This window comes from Cytobacillus sp. Hz8, assembly GCF_042263505.1.
In the GTDB taxonomy this organism is placed as follows: Bacteria; Bacillota; Bacilli; order Bacillales; family Cytobacillaceae; genus Bacillus_BE.
On sequence record NZ_JBHKFI010000035.1, the window covers coordinates 1 to 16,178 of the forward strand.

15 protein-coding genes, 1 tRNA gene, 1 rRNA gene, 1 other RNA gene and 1 other annotated feature are annotated in these 16,178 nt (G+C 37.0%); of the genes, 14 read left to right on the plus strand and 4 right to left on the minus strand.

The window, feature by feature from the left end:
• Positions 1–15 precede the first annotated feature (15 nt).
• Positions 16–132 (plus strand): 5S ribosomal RNA (gene rrf / locus ACE38V_RS22895).
• Positions 133–617: 485 nt separating this feature from the next.
• Here the strand turns inward: rrf and ACE38V_RS22900 are convergent.
• Entirely contained in the window at positions 618–1,574 is a 957-nt protein-coding gene (locus ACE38V_RS22900; RefSeq protein WP_375845037.1) for a YaaC family protein, read from the minus strand.
• A 113-nt stretch (positions 1,575–1,687) separates the two neighbouring features.
• Here ACE38V_RS22900 and guaB point away from each other — a divergent pair, with 113 nt between their 5' ends.
• From guaB to ACE38V_RS22930, 6 genes are all read left to right on the plus strand, one after another.
• Positions 1,688–3,154, plus strand: a complete 1,467-nt coding sequence (gene guaB / locus ACE38V_RS22905; RefSeq protein ID WP_375845039.1) for an IMP dehydrogenase — start codon at positions 1,688–1,690, stop codon at positions 3,152–3,154.
• 298 nt (positions 3,155–3,452) lie between these two features.
• Positions 3,453–4,751, plus strand: coding sequence for a D-alanyl-D-alanine carboxypeptidase family protein (locus ACE38V_RS22910; RefSeq protein WP_375845061.1), 1,299 nt, complete (start codon positions 3,453–3,455; stop codon positions 4,749–4,751).
• 152 nt (positions 4,752–4,903) lie between these two features.
• Entirely contained in the window at positions 4,904–5,785 is an 882-nt protein-coding gene (gene pdxS, locus ACE38V_RS22915; RefSeq protein ID WP_375845041.1) for a pyridoxal 5'-phosphate synthase lyase subunit PdxS, read from the plus strand.
• Positions 5,786–5,795: 10 nt separating this feature from the next.
• Positions 5,796–6,371: a pyridoxal 5'-phosphate synthase glutaminase subunit PdxT gene (pdxT, locus tag ACE38V_RS22920; RefSeq protein ID WP_375845042.1), complete on the plus strand. Its 576-nt coding sequence runs from the start codon at positions 5,796–5,798 to the stop codon at positions 6,369–6,371.
• A gap of 318 nt (positions 6,372–6,689) precedes the next feature.
• Positions 6,690–6,908, plus strand: a binding site (T-box leader).
• A gap of 56 nt (positions 6,909–6,964) precedes the next feature.
• Positions 6,965–8,245: a serine--tRNA ligase gene (gene serS, locus ACE38V_RS22925; RefSeq protein WP_375845044.1), complete on the plus strand. Its 1,281-nt coding sequence runs from the start codon at positions 6,965–6,967 to the stop codon at positions 8,243–8,245.
• A gap of 116 nt (positions 8,246–8,361) precedes the next feature.
• Positions 8,362–8,454, plus strand: a tRNA-Ser gene (locus ACE38V_RS22930).
• Positions 8,455–8,579: 125 nt separating this feature from the next.
• Here ACE38V_RS22930 and ACE38V_RS22935 read toward each other — a convergent pair.
• The 3 genes from ACE38V_RS22935 to ACE38V_RS22945 all read right to left on the minus strand — a co-directional run bounded on the left by ACE38V_RS22935 (position 8,580) and on the right by ACE38V_RS22945 (position 11,405).
• Complete coding sequence (locus tag ACE38V_RS22935; protein WP_375845046.1) at positions 8,580–9,248, minus strand: deoxynucleoside kinase; 669 nt, start codon at positions 9,246–9,248, stop codon at positions 8,580–8,582.
• On the minus strand, positions 9,245–9,886 hold the full coding sequence (locus ACE38V_RS22940; RefSeq protein WP_375845047.1) for a deoxynucleoside kinase: 642 nt from the start codon (positions 9,884–9,886) through the stop codon (positions 9,245–9,247). The genes ACE38V_RS22935 and ACE38V_RS22940 overlap by 4 nt, the downstream gene beginning before the upstream one ends.
• Before the next feature lie 232 nt (positions 9,887–10,118).
• Positions 10,119–11,405, minus strand: a complete 1,287-nt coding sequence (locus tag ACE38V_RS22945; RefSeq protein WP_375845049.1) for a glycosyl hydrolase family 18 protein — start codon at positions 11,403–11,405, stop codon at positions 10,119–10,121.
• A 167-nt stretch (positions 11,406–11,572) separates the two neighbouring features.
• On the opposite strand from ACE38V_RS22945, the gene tadA reads away from it, so the two are divergent.
• The 7 genes from tadA (at position 11,573) to ACE38V_RS22980 (ending at position 15,835) form a co-directional block, all read left to right on the plus strand.
• On the plus strand, positions 11,573–12,103 hold the full coding sequence (tadA, locus tag ACE38V_RS22950; RefSeq protein ID WP_375845051.1) for a tRNA adenosine(34) deaminase TadA: 531 nt from the start codon (positions 11,573–11,575) through the stop codon (positions 12,101–12,103).
• Positions 12,104–12,181: 78 nt separating this feature from the next.
• Positions 12,182–12,446, plus strand: an RNA gene (gene ffs / locus ACE38V_RS22955) — signal recognition particle sRNA large type.
• Positions 12,447–12,597: 151 nt separating this feature from the next.
• Positions 12,598–14,301, plus strand: coding sequence for a DNA polymerase III subunit gamma/tau (gene dnaX, locus ACE38V_RS22960; RefSeq protein WP_375845053.1), 1,704 nt, complete (start codon positions 12,598–12,600; stop codon positions 14,299–14,301).
• A 17-nt stretch (positions 14,302–14,318) separates the two neighbouring features.
• Positions 14,319–14,642: a YbaB/EbfC family nucleoid-associated protein gene (locus ACE38V_RS22965; protein ID WP_375845054.1), complete on the plus strand. Its 324-nt coding sequence runs from the start codon at positions 14,319–14,321 to the stop codon at positions 14,640–14,642.
• Between the two features lie 12 nt (positions 14,643–14,654).
• Entirely contained in the window at positions 14,655–15,251 is a 597-nt protein-coding gene (gene recR / locus ACE38V_RS22970; protein ID WP_375845056.1) for a recombination mediator RecR, read from the plus strand.
• A gap of 17 nt (positions 15,252–15,268) precedes the next feature.
• Positions 15,269–15,484 carry a YaaL family protein gene (locus tag ACE38V_RS22975; protein ID WP_375845058.1) on the plus strand — a complete coding sequence of 72 codons (216 nt, stop codon included), beginning with the start codon at positions 15,269–15,271 and terminating at the stop codon, positions 15,482–15,484.
• An 87-nt stretch (positions 15,485–15,571) separates the two neighbouring features.
• On the plus strand, positions 15,572–15,835 hold the full coding sequence (locus tag ACE38V_RS22980; protein ID WP_375845060.1) for a pro-sigmaK processing inhibitor BofA family protein: 264 nt from the start codon (positions 15,572–15,574) through the stop codon (positions 15,833–15,835).
• Positions 15,836–16,178 lie beyond the last annotated feature (343 nt).

Sequence of the window (16,178 nt, forward strand, 5' to 3'; positions counted from 1 at the left end):
TCAAGTGAATACAAGTCTGGTGGCGATAGCGAGAAGGTCACACCCGTTCCCATACCGAACACGGAAGTTAAGCTTCTCAGCGCCGATGGTAGTTGGGGGTTCTCCCCCTGTGAGAGTAGGACGCTGCCAGGCAAATTGAAAAACAGTCAATATAATTGGCTGTTTTTTTGTGTGTTCAATATTAAGAGATTAATGGAAAAAGTTGAATGTAAGATTGCTTTGTTCCATTAAAAGTAAGGAATGTGAAAAGGAACATCGAATAAGAAAATAAATAGGATACATTAGTAAGAAACGTACCCATTGACCAGATAAATTCCACTCTAACAACTTAACATCAAAATAACGGATATTTCTTAAATCATTTCTAATGATCCAAAAACCTCAAAAATGGAAAAATGACCTATAATGATTGATAAATACAAGAAATTTATAAGTTTAGGAATAAATCTATAAGATCATTCCTTCTCGATAAATGATCAAATCCAGGAATTTTTAAATTAATTTCATAAAGGGAAAATAGATATACAATGAAGTACAACAAAACAACTGGTAAATCAAAATACATTAATTAGCAAGTTCATTCAATTGAAATCTATCTTACTCAATTGATAAAAAAGTCATTTACAATCCAAATATTCAAGGATTAATAAAGGTCCTTTATTTATAGAGATATTTAAAAAGGAATAAATAAATGGATAATCTTTATTAGGCATTGTTTTAATTAATTCACTCCACCATTCAATTTCATATCTGGCAATCATACTTAAATTGTATAAAAGTAAATAATGAGTGAGCAGTTCTGGGTAATAAAGAAGATCACTTTTAGTGGTAGAGATAGCGTAGTGTTGGTTAAGGCTATCATACTTTAGTGGTGAATAATTAATTGGACCAAAGCTCTTCTCCATTTTTAAAATTATGAATTCCTGATTAGATTGATAAAAGATGAATGGAATATTTGATTTAGAGCGGAAATAATCAATAAATCGTTCTTCTGTCATATGATAAAAATCCAGAATGTCCTTAGGTACGGATAGCAAGTGATCATTTATATTAACTGGGAGAAAAGATCGCTTCCCTTCCAATTTTACATACAAATGATTTAATTCCGGAATACATTGGAGAAGTTCTCCCATACAAACCTTATCACCTTCCAATTGTTTCACGTGAAACATTTTTTCTGACATAAATGGAAATAAACCGTGCTTTTGGTATCTGACTTCATCTCGAAAAAAACTATATTGCTGCTTTTTTCTTTTTCTTGTAGATACGCCATGCGCGAGAACAGTTGTAGTTTCAGGATAGTTTGGATCAACTGTTAAAATACATGCTTTAATTAAATGAACTAATCCGTAAAATAATAATATTGGTTGTATTGCAATTGGAGCATTTTCAACCTGTTGAAAATAAAGTTGTCCATGTTCGATGTAATAAATGAATGGATAGCAGTTTTCGTAACTTTTTTGATTGGCATTTGGAACATTTATTTTTTCATAACACTTTTGCAAATAGTGTTGTGTAGTATTGGCAGAATAGTATGGTGTAAAGGCATTCCATTGACTAGAAATAGGTTGCACAGTATAACCTCCAAGTTTTTTGAAAAATCAAACATCTAATTCAGTCCTTGACAGTATTTTATCCAATTGATAACCTACTAATAATATTTTCGGTACAGGAGGGTATAAGAAACATGTGGGAAACAAAATTTGTTAAAGAAGGCTTAACGTTTGATGATGTTTTATTAATTCCAGGGAAATCAGAGGTATTGCCACGTGATGTTAATTTAAAGGTTACATTATCAGATAAGTTAAAATTAAATATTCCTATTATTAGTGCGGGAATGGATACTGTGACAGAAGCAGATATGGCTATCGCAATGGCACGTCAAGGTGGTATCGGGATTATTCATAAAAATATGTCCATTGAGCAGCAAGCTGACATGGTGGACAAAGTAAAGCGTTCTGAAAGTGGAGTAATTTCTGATCCATTCTTTTTAACTCCTGATCATCAGGTATATGATGCGGAACATTTGATGGGAAAATATCGGATATCTGGGGTTCCAATTGTAAACAATGAACAGGAACAAAAATTAGTTGGAATTTTGACTAACCGTGATCTTCGTTTTATTCAGGATTACAGCATTAAGATTTATGATGTGATGACGAAGGAAAATTTGGTTACGGCTCCTGTTGGAACAACTTTAGAAGAAGCAGAAAGCATTTTACAAAAATACAAAATTGAAAAGCTCCCACTTGTTGATGAAAATAATGTACTAAAAGGCTTGATTACGATTAAAGATATTGAAAAAGTAATTGAGTTCCCTAATTCCGCAAAAGATCAGCATGGTCGTTTATTAGCTGGAGCAGCTGTTGGGGTGACAAAGGATACGCTGAAACGTGCCGAAATGCTTGTGAAAGCAAATGTTGATGTAATAGTTGTTGACACTGCTCATGGTCATCAAAGAGGCGTTTTAGAGACAGTTAAACAAATTAGAGAAGAATATCCAGATTTGGCGATTATAGCAGGAAATGTAGCAACAGCAGAAGCAACGAGAGATTTGATTGAGGCAGGAGCAGATATTGTTAAAGTGGGTATTGGTCCTGGTTCTATTTGTACAACTCGTGTAGTGGCTGGGGTTGGGGTTCCGCAGATTACAGCTATTTATGATTGTGCAACAGAGGCCCGAAAGCATGGAAAGGCAATCATAGCTGACGGTGGTATTAAATATTCTGGTGATATTGTGAAAGCCTTAGCTGCAGGTGGACACGCTGTTATGTTAGGAAGTCTGTTAGCAGGTGTATCTGAAAGCCCAGGAGAAACAGAAATTTTCCAAGGAAGACGTTTTAAAGTATATCGTGGAATGGGCTCTGTTGCGGCAATGGAAAAAGGATCTAAGGATCGCTATTTCCAAGAAGAAAATAAAAAGTTTGTTCCAGAAGGAATTGAGGGACGACTTCCTTATAAAGGACCATTAGTAGATACTATCTATCAATTAATTGGCGGTGTCCGTTCAGGAATGGGATACTGTGGCACAAAGGGTCTTGAAGAATTGAGAGAAAAGGCACAATTCATTAGAATGACAGGTGCTGGTTTAAGAGAAAGCCATCCACATGATGTCCAAATCACAAAAGAAGCTCCAAACTATTCTCTTTCATAGGGAATAAAGCCCAGAATACAGTAATTTTTTCCTAAATTAGCAATAGACAGAGGGGCAATTCTCTGTCTATTTTTTTTATCTTGTTTATGTTAAACTGGACAAGTAAAAAAAATGTAGTGTCTTCAAACAATGTTATGTTTACTTAAAGAAAAGTAGTTCTATTAGTTAGTTTGTCATTTTTATTTTCATATCGAAATGGGTAAGATTACTTTACAAAAAATATTTTCATAGACTAACAAGATTTAAGAATTTGGAGGTTTTTTCATTGAATTACAAAAAAATATCGTTGATTGTTACGATGCTTTTTTTATGTATTTCCACTGTTTTTTCTGGTATGCCAAAAAAAGCTGAAGCTGCAGGTGATCCACTTGGTATTCAAGCAGAGGCCACTATTCTATTAGATGTAAATACAGGTAAGATTTTATATCAAAAAAATATCGATACAGTTCTTGGTGTCGCTTCCATGACCAAGATGATGACAGAATATATTGTGTTGGAATCTATTAAAAATAAAAAAATAACATGGAATCAAAAGGTTAAAATTAATCATTATGTTCATCAAATGTCAGATGAAAGTACGGGCCTTTCCAATGTTGGATTAACAGAAGGCGAAGAATATACGGTTGATGAACTATATAAAGCAATGGCAATTCATTCAGGAAATGGTGCAGCAGTTGCTTTAGCTGAATTAGTTTCAGGATCTGAAAAGAATTTTGTTAACTTAATGAATAAAAAGGCCGCTGAGCTGGGTCTTAAAGATTATAAATTTGTCAATGCATCTGGATTAAATAATACGGATTTACTTGGAAAATATCCTGCTGGTTCTGCTACGGATGAGAACCTAATGTCTGCCCGTGCTACAGCGAAGCTTGCTTATCACTTAATTACTGATTTTCCTGAGGCACTTGAAATTTCTAAGATTGCAAATTTAAAGTTTAGAGATAAAAAGCTTCCATATAAAAATTTCAACTGGATGCTTCCAAGCCTTATTCATGGATATGAAGGTGTCGATGGATTAAAAACAGGTCACACAGATTTGGCGGGCTATTGCTTCACTGCTACAGCTGAACGGAATGGTCAAAGATATATCACAGTAGTAATGAAGGCAAAAACACAAGATAGTCGCTTTACAGAGACTAGAAAAATACTTGATTATGCTTTTGGAAATTTCACCAATGAAGAGATTGTGAAGAAGCATTATCAAGATAAAGGACATAAATCTTTATCTGTAATCAAGGGAAAAGAAGATAAAGTAAAGATTTACTCAAAGGATGCCATTAATATGGTGGTTAAAAGTGGAGAAAAAGCGAATTATCAACCCGTGTTAGTATTGGATAAAAAGAAACTAAATAAAAATGGAGAATTAACTGCTCCAATTAAAAAAGGTGAAAAAGTCGGATATTTAACATTAAAACCAAAAAATGGTGCAAATATGAACTTTTTATATGAAGATGGTAATAAAAAAGTTACTGTTGATGTGGTTGCAGAGAACAGTGTGGAAAAAGCTAATTGGTTCGTTTTAATGATGAGAGGAATTGGCGGATTCTTTGGAGATTTATTTGGTGGAATTTCCTCAACGGTAAAAGGCTGGTTCTAAATAAAGAAGACATCTTGTCTTGACAGGATGTCTTTTTTGTTGTTTATTTTCATTAGAGGAAAAATAATTATTCCGATAGAGATAGTATAACTATTTATTATCTGAAGATCTTTACATGTTTAATTTGGTGCATAATAAGAGGGGGAAACAAAGTGAACGTTGGTACAGATCGTGTTAAACGTGGTATGGCAGAAATGCAAAAGGGCGGCGTCATTATGGACGTTGTGAATGCTGAGCAAGCAAAAATTGCTGAGGAAGCAGGAGCAGTAGCAGTAATGGCGTTAGAAAGAGTACCATCAGATATTCGTGCTGCTGGTGGAGTTGCTAGAATGGCCGATCCTCGTATTGTTGAGGAAGTCATGAGTGCTGTTTCTATCCCTGTTATGGCAAAGGCTAGAATTGGTCATATTGTTGAAGCTCGTGTGCTTGAAGCTATGGGAGTGGATTATATTGATGAAAGTGAAGTATTAACTCCTGCAGATGAAGAGTTTCATTTAAATAAAAAGGAATATACCGTTCCTTTTGTTTGTGGGTGCCGTGATCTTGGTGAAGCGGCCCGTCGTATTGGAGAAGGTGCATCCATGCTTCGTACAAAGGGTGAACCGGGAACTGGAAATATTGTTGAAGCAGTAAGACATATGCGTAAAGTAACAGCTCAAGTACGTAAAGTGGTTAGCATGAGTGAAGATGAATTAATGACAGAGGCAAAATTATTAGGAGCACCTTATCATGTACTGTTAGAAATTAAGAAACTGGGACAATTACCAGTTGTAAACTTTGCTGCAGGTGGAGTTGCTACTCCAGCTGACGCTGCTTTAATGATGCAATTAGGTGCAGATGGGGTATTTGTTGGATCAGGGATTTTTAAATCTGAAAATCCAGCAAAATTTGCTAAGGCTATTGTTGAAGCGACGACGCATTACCAGGATTATAAATTGATTGCTGAGCTATCTAAGGATTTAGGAACCCCAATGAAAGGGATTGAAATCTCTACATTAGCACCAGAAGCTCGAATGCAAGATCGTGGATGGTAAGGTGAAGCAAATGGTTAAAATCGGTGTACTTGGGCTCCAAGGGGCTGTACGTGAACATGTCCAAGCTGTCCAAGGGTCTGGGGCAGAAGCAATAGTGATCAAAAAAGTTGAACAGCTTAAAGACATTGATGGTTTGATTTTACCTGGTGGAGAAAGTACTACGATGAGGCGTTTAATTGATAAATATGATTTTATGGATAGTCTAAAGGAATTTGCCCATTCAGGAAAACCAGTATTTGGAACATGTGCAGGCCTCATTCTTCTTGCAAAAAATATTGTGGGTTACGAAGAGGCGCATATAGGTGTTATGGATGTAAAGGTAGAACGGAATTCCTTTGGTCGGCAAAAAGAGAGTTTTGAGGAAACCTTGGATATAGCTGGAGTAGCCAATGATTTTCCAGCGGTCTTTATTCGAGCTCCGCATATAGTGGAAGCTGGAGAAAATGTTGAAATCCTTGCTAAGCATGAGGATCGAATCGTGGTGGCAAGACAAGGAAATATTCTAGGCTGTTCCTTCCATCCAGAATTAACGGATGACTACCGTTTCACTGCTTACTTTGTCAATATGGTAAAGGAAGCAAAGTAGGAATATTCCTGTTGTATTCTGGTTATAATAGTAGTAGAATTAACGGATTTCCGAAAGAAGTCTCCCATCCTCAAGGAATGCGAAGGGTGTAGCCCAATGAGTAGGTGGGAGATGAATTTCGGTTGGCGTTAACCAAAGGTTTTGGTATAATCAGTCTTAGATAGATAATAGAAACAAAAACTCTTGGAACAAGAGGGTTAGCTCGGTCAATTTTCGTTGGCTAGTAAAAGTAACGATAAGTCGAGAAGCCCCCACTTCAAGCGAGACCTGTAAGGGTGGTAAGTGGTGGGAGTAGTTCACTGTACAAAATTCCATTATATAAAAGCAATGAGAGGAAATAGTAGTAAGCAAATTTTCCTTAGAGAGCTGATGGTTGGTGTAAATCAGTGAATAGTGCTTATGAATCCATCCTTGAGTGATGTATGGAACGCTTATTTAGCTAGTAAATACATTCCGGTTTACATGCCGTTATCAAATGAGTGGGAAGCTTGATTGCTTTCAACTAGGGTGGCAACGCGGGTAACTCTCGTCCCTTTTAAGGGACGGGAGTTTTTTGTTTTTATATAATATCATGTTTAGGAGGTTTTAGAGTTATGCTTGATATTAAAGTATTAAGAGCAAATTTAGATGAAGTAAAAGCTAAGTTACAGCATCGTGGGGAAGATTTAACGGATCTCGGAAAGTTTGAGGACTTGGATAAAAGACGTCGTGAATTAATTGTTGAAACGGAAAAATTGAAAAGTAGAAAAAATGAGGTATCTCAGCAGGTTGCACTTTTAAAAAAGGAGAAGCAAAACGCAGATCATCTAATTATTGAAATGAGAGAAGTCGGAGAAAATATCAAAGTTTTGGATAATGAACTCCGTGGTGTAGAGGAAAAATTGGAAGAATTGCTTTTAAATATTCCAAATATTCCTCATGAAAGTGTCCCAGTTGGTGATACAGAGGATGATAATGTGGTAGCTCGCAAATGGGGGGATGTGCCAACCTTTGATTTTGAGCCAAAACCACATTGGGATCTTGCGGATCAATTAGGAATTTTAGACTTTGAACGTGCGGGGAAGGTTACTGGTAGTCGTTTTGTTTTCTATAAAGGATTAGGTGCACGATTGGAGCGTGCCTTATTTAATTTTATGCTTGATTTGCATACAGAAGAGCATGGATATCAAGAAGTTCTCCCTCCTTATTTGGTGAATCGAGCAAGTATGACAGGAACTGGCCAGCTTCCAAAATTTGAAGAAGATGCATTTTTAATTGAAAATGAAGATTACTTCTTAATTCCTACTGCAGAGGTTCCGGTAACCAATCTTCATCGTGATGAAATATTAATTGGTGAAGATCTTCCAATTAGTTATGCAGCTTTCAGTGCTTGTTTCCGCTCTGAAGCAGGATCAGCAGGAAGAGATACTCGCGGATTAATCAGACAGCATCAATTTAATAAAGTGGAATTGGTTAAGTTTGTGAAACCAGAGGACTCTTATGCTGAATTAGAAAAATTAACAGGACATGCGGAAAAAGTCCTTCAACTTCTCGGATTGCCATATCGTGTTATGAGTATGTGTACAGGTGATTTAGGTTTTACTGCGGCTAAAAAATACGATCTTGAGGTTTGGCTTCCAAGCTATGATACGTATCGTGAAATTTCTTCTTGTAGCAATTTTGAAGGATTTCAGGCTAGACGTGCTAATATCCGATTTAGACGTGAGCCAAATGCAAAACCAGAACATGTGCATACATTGAATGGTTCTGGTTTAGCCATTGGTCGTACGGTAGCAGCTATTCTAGAAAATTATCAACAGGCTGATGGAAGCATAAAAATTCCTGAAATATTGCGTCCATATATGGGAAACCGAGAATATATCACGGCTAAATAAATAATTAGAAATACCCTTCTGGCTCATCATCTTCGGACGAACCATTATCGTTCGGAGATGGTCAAGGAAGGATTGACATCTATTTTTATTGATGATATATTATAACTTGTCGAAACGGAGGAATACCCAAGTCTGGCTGAAGGGATCGGTCTTGAAAACCGACAGGCGGGTTAAACCGCGCGGGGGTTCGAATCCCTCTTCCTCCTCCATTCAACTTTAAAACTAGATATACATATTTATCGTTACATGTTTATGTAACGATTTTTTTATACCTAATTTAAGGAGATTTCACAATAAAAAACCGACTGACATGATTTGTTCAGTCGGTTTTTTCCTATTTATGAATAAAGTTGGTTTGTTTTAAAAAATAGGAAATGCGTTCAACGACGGGCTCAATAGAGGCTTCATCTTCCATTATATCGTAATCGTTGATGTTCAGGCGGAGGACAGGACAAGCATTAAAAGAATTAATCCAATTTTCATAACGCTCGTACATTTCCTTCCAATAATCAACAGGGGTTTGTTTCTCCATTGGGCGACCACGAAGTTTGATGCGCTCCAAAATATCATCAAAAGAACCTTCTAAATAAATTAATAAATTGGGATGTGGAAAATAAGGTGTCATGACCATCGAATCAAATAAGCTTGTGTAGGTTTCATAGTCAACCTTTGACATGGTTCCTTTTTCGTAATGCATTTTGGCAAAAATTCCTGTATCCTCATATATCGAACGATCCTGAATAAATCCACCACCATATTCAAAAATCCTCTTTTGCTCTTTAAATCGCTCTGCAAGAAAATAGATTTGTAGATGGAAGCTCCACCGATCAAAATCTGCATAAAATTTATCTAAATATGGATTCGTGTCGACCTTTTCGAAGGAGGTACGGAAATGTAAAGCATTGGCTAATGCTTTCGTCATAGTTGATTTTCCAACACCTACAGTACCAGCAATTGTGATGACTGAATGATGGGGAATATCATATTTATTTCGAAGACTCATGGTTGTAGACTCCCTTTTTCTAATGATGTGGTTAATTGATTGAAGATGTATGTTAAATCAGATTGGTTGTTTACAAAATCAAGTTCATCTCCATTGAAGCGTAAAACAGGAATATCAGGATTATCTTGTTCAAATTTATTCATAGCGAGTTCATAATCCATAGATAACTGTTCTAAATAAAGAGGGCTAATATTTTTTTCAATTTCTCGACCTCTTATTTTAATTCTTTTCATCAATGTATCTAAGCTTGCATGAAGATAAATGATGACATTTGGTTTAGGCATATCACTGGTGAGAACTTGATAGATTTTATAATACTTATCATACTCGTCCGGATTAAGCGTTCTTCCGGCAAAAATGAGGTTTTTGAGAATATGATAATCAGCAACAACTGATTGGTTTACACTTAAATAATGCTGGTTGATGTCTCCTAATTGTTTATATCGATTGCAAAGGAAAAACATTTCCGTTTGGAAGCTCCATTCCTCGATGTTTTCATAAAATTTCCCCAAAAAAGGATTTTCATCAACGATTTCCTTAAGTAAGGCGAATTGAAACTGCTCGGAGATTGCTTTGGCTAGTGATGTTTTTCCAATACCAATGGGTCCCTCAACAGTAATAAAGGGTGTAACCACCATCGTGTGTCCTCCTTCTCCTTCTTCATACTGAATCTCTTTTATCATTGCTTGAAAAATAGCACAGAGAATATTTTAACACACTCTGGCAAGGATGGGATATGGAACATTTATCGTTTGAAGAGATTTGACCGGAATAAGAGAGAGCTGAAAAATAAATAAAAGGGGGGAAGCTGGCTGACAAATGTGTTGATTTTTCTTATAGGGGTTTGTCAGCCAAAAGATTTTCTGGGGATTATCCTCTTTTTTCAACATTGAAATTTTCGGAAATAAGGAGCCAGTTCTGTGGAAAAGATAGTCCTAATTTCCAGTAACTCATACCCCTGAGACCTAATTCTTTAATTAAATTGAATTTGGCTTGTATGGAGCGGGCGTCTTCAAACCAAACTTCATGCCGCCTTCCGTTATCATCGACATAATTAAAGTGAGGGGCCTCGGCCGTGCTATCATAAGAAATAGGAACATTATGGGTTGCAGCGAGTTGAATGGCCTGTTGTGGACTGACTGCTCTTGCGACGGAGCCTTGAACAAATGGTAAGGTCCAGTCATAACCATATAGATTTTGCCCCATTAATATTTTGGAAGCAGGCATTTCAGTAACGGCATATTCTAATACATTTCTGACTTGATCAATTGGAGAAACAGCCATTGCTGGACCTCCACTATAGCCCCATTCATAGGTCATGATCACGACAAAGTCAACAATTTGTCCGATGGCTCGATAGTCATGTGCTTCATACCATTTTCCTTTTTGTCCAGCGCTTGTTTTTGGGGCTAATGCAACAGATAGTAGCCATCCTTCCCTTTGAAAACGAGTTTTTGCTTTTCTTAAAAATTGAACATAGGCTTCTCGGTCTTCGGGTCGTAAATATTCAAAGTCAAAATGAATATCTCTGAATCCGTATTTTTTGGCCGTGGAGACGATATTTTCGAGAAAACGATTTTGAATTGTCATGTCATTTAATAAGATTCTTCCCAGTTGATCATTAAATTGATCATTTTCTTGGTTTGTTATCACCATCATTAAAACGTTGCGATTTGCACGGGCAATAGCGGGAAAATTATTAAGTAAAGGTTCTTTTAATGATCCATTTCTTAAGGCTTGGAAACTAAATGGTGCCAAATAGGTTAAATACGGTCCGGCTTCTCGAGCACTTTCCTCAAGGTTAGGGTCAACGGTTGCCCCTCTAGGCTCAACATAGCCATTAAATTCAGCTCTTGTTTTAGGCCGTGGAGGGATATAAAGCCTCATACCTACTTGGAGCACTTGATTGGTCGAAATGCGGTTGACGGTCGCTAATTGCTGGTATGAAATATTAAACTTGCGGGCAATAGACCATAATGTGTCTCCGCGTTGCACCCAATAAAAGCTTCCGACAATTGGAATGACAAGCGCTTGACCAACAACAAGTGAAGAAGCGTTGGGAAGCTCATTTGCTTCAACGATGTCGTTTACAGTCGTGCTATACGCCTGGGCTATGCCCGTTAATGTCTGATTCCGTTGTACCACATGAATTTGCATGCTATTTCCTCCTTCTGGATGCAAGTAAACGTTACAACCATCTTATGATTTTAAATGAGGAAAAATAACTTGTCTCATAAGAAATAATATTCCCTTGTCTTGTCCTGAAGATATTAGTATATAATTTTTAATAATGAATGGCTCATTTGCTAAGAAAGGACAATTTTATGCAAGGAAAAAGTAACGAAGATGAATTTTTTATGAAACAAGCGATAGAAGAGGCAATGAAGGCGGATGCAATAGAGGAAGTTCCTATTGGAGCGGTTATTGTGTTGAATGGGGAAATTATCTCAAAGGCCCATAATTTAAGGGAGACAGAACAAAATGCAGTTGCCCATGCAGAATTACTAGCCATTGAACAAGCCTGTCAAAAGCTAGGAACCTGGAGATTAGAAAATGCTGTGCTTTATGTGACATTAGAGCCCTGTCCCATGTGTTCTGGGGCAATCATGTTATCGAGGATTCAAAGAGTTGTATATGGAGCAGCGGATCCGAAGGGAGGATGTGCAGGAACATTGATGAATCTTCTTCAGGATCAACGATTTAATCATCAATGCGAAATTGAGGCTGGAGTATTAAAGCAAGAGTGTGGTGAATTGCTATCCCATTTTTTTAGAAGGATTCGAAAACGAAAAAAACGGGAAAAAAGAGATAGAAATCTTGGAAATCTCGAACTTACAGAAAATGACAATGCCTAAACGTTGCAATTTAGTCTAATAGCTAGTATACTAATAAATGCGTCGGTGATGACGCATTGAATGAAGGTATTAATTTTGCCGTGCTAGGCGGGGAGGTAGCGGTGCCCTGTACTCGCAATCCGCTCTAGCGAGGCTGAATCCCTTCCCGAGGCTTATGACCTGTAGGGTCTGCCTTAAGTAAGTGGTGTTGACACCCGGGTCCTGCGCAATGGGAATTCATGAACCATGTCAGGTCCGGAAGGAAGCAGCATTAAGTGAACCCTCCCATGTGCCGCAGGGTTGCCTGGGTCGAGCTAACTGCTTAAGTAACGCTTATGGGCGTAAGTCGACGGAAGGTGCACGGCAGTTAAATATGATAAAACTTGAAACTCATCCCTTATTAGGATGGGTTTTTTAGTACATATAGATCTTTTTATGAAATCTTCCTTTTTCGTTTTGTCAAAAGGAAAACAGATACGCTATAATAAAGTAGAAAAATTAGGAGGGGGCGTGTCATGAGTTATCAGGCTTTATATCGTGTTTGGAGGCCGCAGCGATTTTTTGATGTTGTCGGACAGGAACATGTAACAAAAACTTTACAGAACGCCCTGACCAATCAAAAAATTTCACACGCGTATTTATTTTCGGGTCCTCGAGGTACAGGAAAGACAAGTGCAGCAAAAATATTAGCAAAAGCTGTGAACTGTGAACGTGCACCCGTTAGTGAACCGTGTAATGAATGCCCTTCATGTAGAGGAATTACAGATGGCTCCATTTCTGATGTTATCGAAATTGATGCTGCGTCAAATAATGGTGTAGAGGAAATTAGGGATATCAGGGATAAGGTTAAATATGCACCTAGTGCTGTAAGGTATAAGGTTTATATTATAGACGAAGTGCATATGCTCTCTATTGGTGCCTTTAATGCCCTGTTAAAAACGCTGGAAGAGCCGCCAAAGCATGTCATTTTTATTCTTGCTACAACAGAACCGCATAAAATTCCCTTAACAATTATTTCAAGATGTCAGAGATTTGATTTTAAACGAATTTCATCTCAGGCCATTGTCAATAGGATGAAACTAATTGTTGATGAAACTGGGGTTAATTGTGATGAAAAGGCATTACAGATTGTAGCAAGAGCAGCTGAAGGTGGTATGAGGGATGCATTAAGTTTGCTAGATCAAGCCATTTCCTTTAGTAATGAAAAGGTAACAATTGAAGATGCCTTAACTGTTACTGGCTCAGTTTCTCAAGGATTTCTCCACAGGCTTGCCTCGGCGATAAGGGAGAGAAATGTTGCTCAAGGGCTAGAAACGCTTGAGGAATTATTGGCACAAGGAAAAGATCCATCTCGTTTTATCGAAGACTTTATTTTGTATTATCGAGATATGCTTTTGTTTAAATCTGCTCCCAATTTAGAAGAATCTTTCGAACGAGTAATGCTTGATGATGATTTTCGGATGCAGGCTGAAATGATGAATGATGATGATATTTATGAACTAATCAGTGTATTAAATAAGGCACAACAAGAGATGCGGTGGACCAACCATCCTCGAATATTTCTTGAAGTGGCCATCATGAAGCTATGTCAACTTGAAACAAAGCAAAGTCTAAGTCCAGCTGCAAGTGGTGAGATAGATAGTCTTCTTCACAAAATTTCTAAGCTTGAAGATGAATTGCATGAATTAAAACAAACAGGAATTACTAAGTCAGAAGAGGTTAAAGACTCTCCAAGGATCAAGTCACAGCGGACTTCCAGAAAAGGATTCCAGGCTCCTGTTGGAAAAATTAATGAAATATTGAAACATGCTACAAAAACAGATTTAAATGATATAAAAGGTCGATGGGGGGATATGCTCAATCGCCTCGTGCAGCATCAAATGCGCTCTCAAGCTGCCCTATTAAAAGAAGCAGAACCTGTTGCATCCTCTCAAAGTGCTTTTGTTATTAAATTTAAATATGAAATCCACTGTCAAATGGCAATGGATAATGCAAAATTTGTAAACACTCTTTCAGAGCTACTGTTTGAATCTTTAGGAAGAAAAATGCAAATAGTTGGAGTCCCTGAAGAACAGTGGCATAAAATAAGAGAAGAATATGTCAAAGGTCATCGTGAAGAGGTTTCAGAAAATAATGAACTAACACAGCCAGATGAGGATCCAATCGTTTCGGAGGCTAAAAAATTATTTGGTGATGACTTAATTGAAATTAAAGATTAATCAAATTGGAGGAATTATTGACTATGCGTGGAATGGGAAATATGCAAAATATGATGAAACAAATGCAAAAAATGCAAAAGAAAATGGCTGAGGCTCAAGAGGCTTTAGGTGAAGAACGTATTGAAGGTACAGCTGGCGGTGGAATGGTGACAGTCGTTGTATCGGGGCATAAACAAGTGTTAGAAGTAAATATTAAAGAAGAGGTTGTTGATCCTGAAGATGTTGAAATGCTCCAAGACCTTGTTTTGGCTGCAACAAACGATGCCTTGAAAAAGGCCGATGAATTGACTAATCAAACAATGGGACAATTCTCTAAGGGATTAAACCTTCCTGGATTCTAGGAGGAACTAAACATGCATTATCCTGAACCGATATCAAAGCTGATTGATAGCTTTATGAAATTGCCAGGTATCGGCCCTAAAACGGCCGCGCGTCTGGCGTTTTTTGTTTTAACGATGAAAGAAGATACTGTACTTGATTTTGCGAAAGCATTAGTTGACGCAAAACGTAATTTAAGCTACTGCTCTGTGTGTGGACATATTACAGACCAAGATCCATGTTACATTTGTGAGGACCAAAGAAGAGACCAAAGTGTGATTTGTGTCGTCCAGGATCCGAAAGATGTTATCGCTATGGAAAAAATGAAGGAATATAACGGTCTTTATCATGTATTACAAGGAGCTATTTCACCGATGGATGGGATTGGTCCTGAAGATATTAATATCCCTTCTTTATTAAAACGCCTTCAGGATGAAACAGTTCAAGAGGTTATTTTGGCAACAAATCCCAACATCGAAGGTGAAGCAACCGCAATGTATATATCCCGTTTACTAAAGCCATCAGGTATTAAGGTAACAAGAATTGCCCATGGATTACCTGTAGGTGGGGACTTAGAATATGCCGATGAAGTTACTTTATCAAAAGCATTAGAAGGAAGAAGAGAAGTTTAAATTAGGGGGATACCAAAATGTTGCTAAAGCGAAAGGGTTGGCTTCGTAAGGAATATGATGAAAAGCTTTTGAATCAATTAGTTGAATTGAAGAAGGAATGGAATAATCAAAATTCATTAGTTGAAAAAAGTTTTGATCCATCAGAGGAAGTGATTTGGGATGCAAAACTGGTAGAAGCAAAGTATTTCTTTTTATTTAAAGAGGCTAAGAAGAGGAATATTTCCATTCGCTAAATAATATAATCTCCTCTCTAAAGTTCTGATTTGTTTCTTTTATTCATAAAAATAAATAGGACAAGTATTGGAGAGGAGGATTTTATTTTGGAACCTATTGCGTTTATCTCCATATTAGGAGGATTAATTCTATTACTTTTGTGCATTGGTGCTCCTATAAAATCATTAAGATTTGTTGGACAAGGAATAGTTAAATTATTAATTGGAGCTTTATTTCTTTTTTTTCTAAATGCTTTTGGTCATCAATTTGATATTTATGTCCCTATTAATTTAGGTACTTCCGCTGTATCAGGATTTTTAGGAATCCCTGGAGTGTTTGCTTTAGTGGCCATTCAAACTTGGGTTCTCTAATCATATTAAATCATGTTAAGAAGCAATGGCTGATAGAATGAAGTTATCAGCCTTTTTATTTTTAAAAAATATATTGACTTGTGTAATACATGATGATAAAATTATTTAAGTCGTCAACAAAACGACAATGAAAAAAGTTATTGACTTATCTCTTAATAGATGATAGAGTATAAAAGTCGCCCGTGAATGATGATTAAAAACGGACTGGCAAATAACTAGATTTGTTCTTTGAAAACTAAACAAACCATACGTCAACGTTAATTCTATTTTTAAAACTAAGAGCTAATCTTACTCTTTTTTGGAGAGTTTGATCCTGGCTCAGGACGAACGCTGGCGGCGTGCC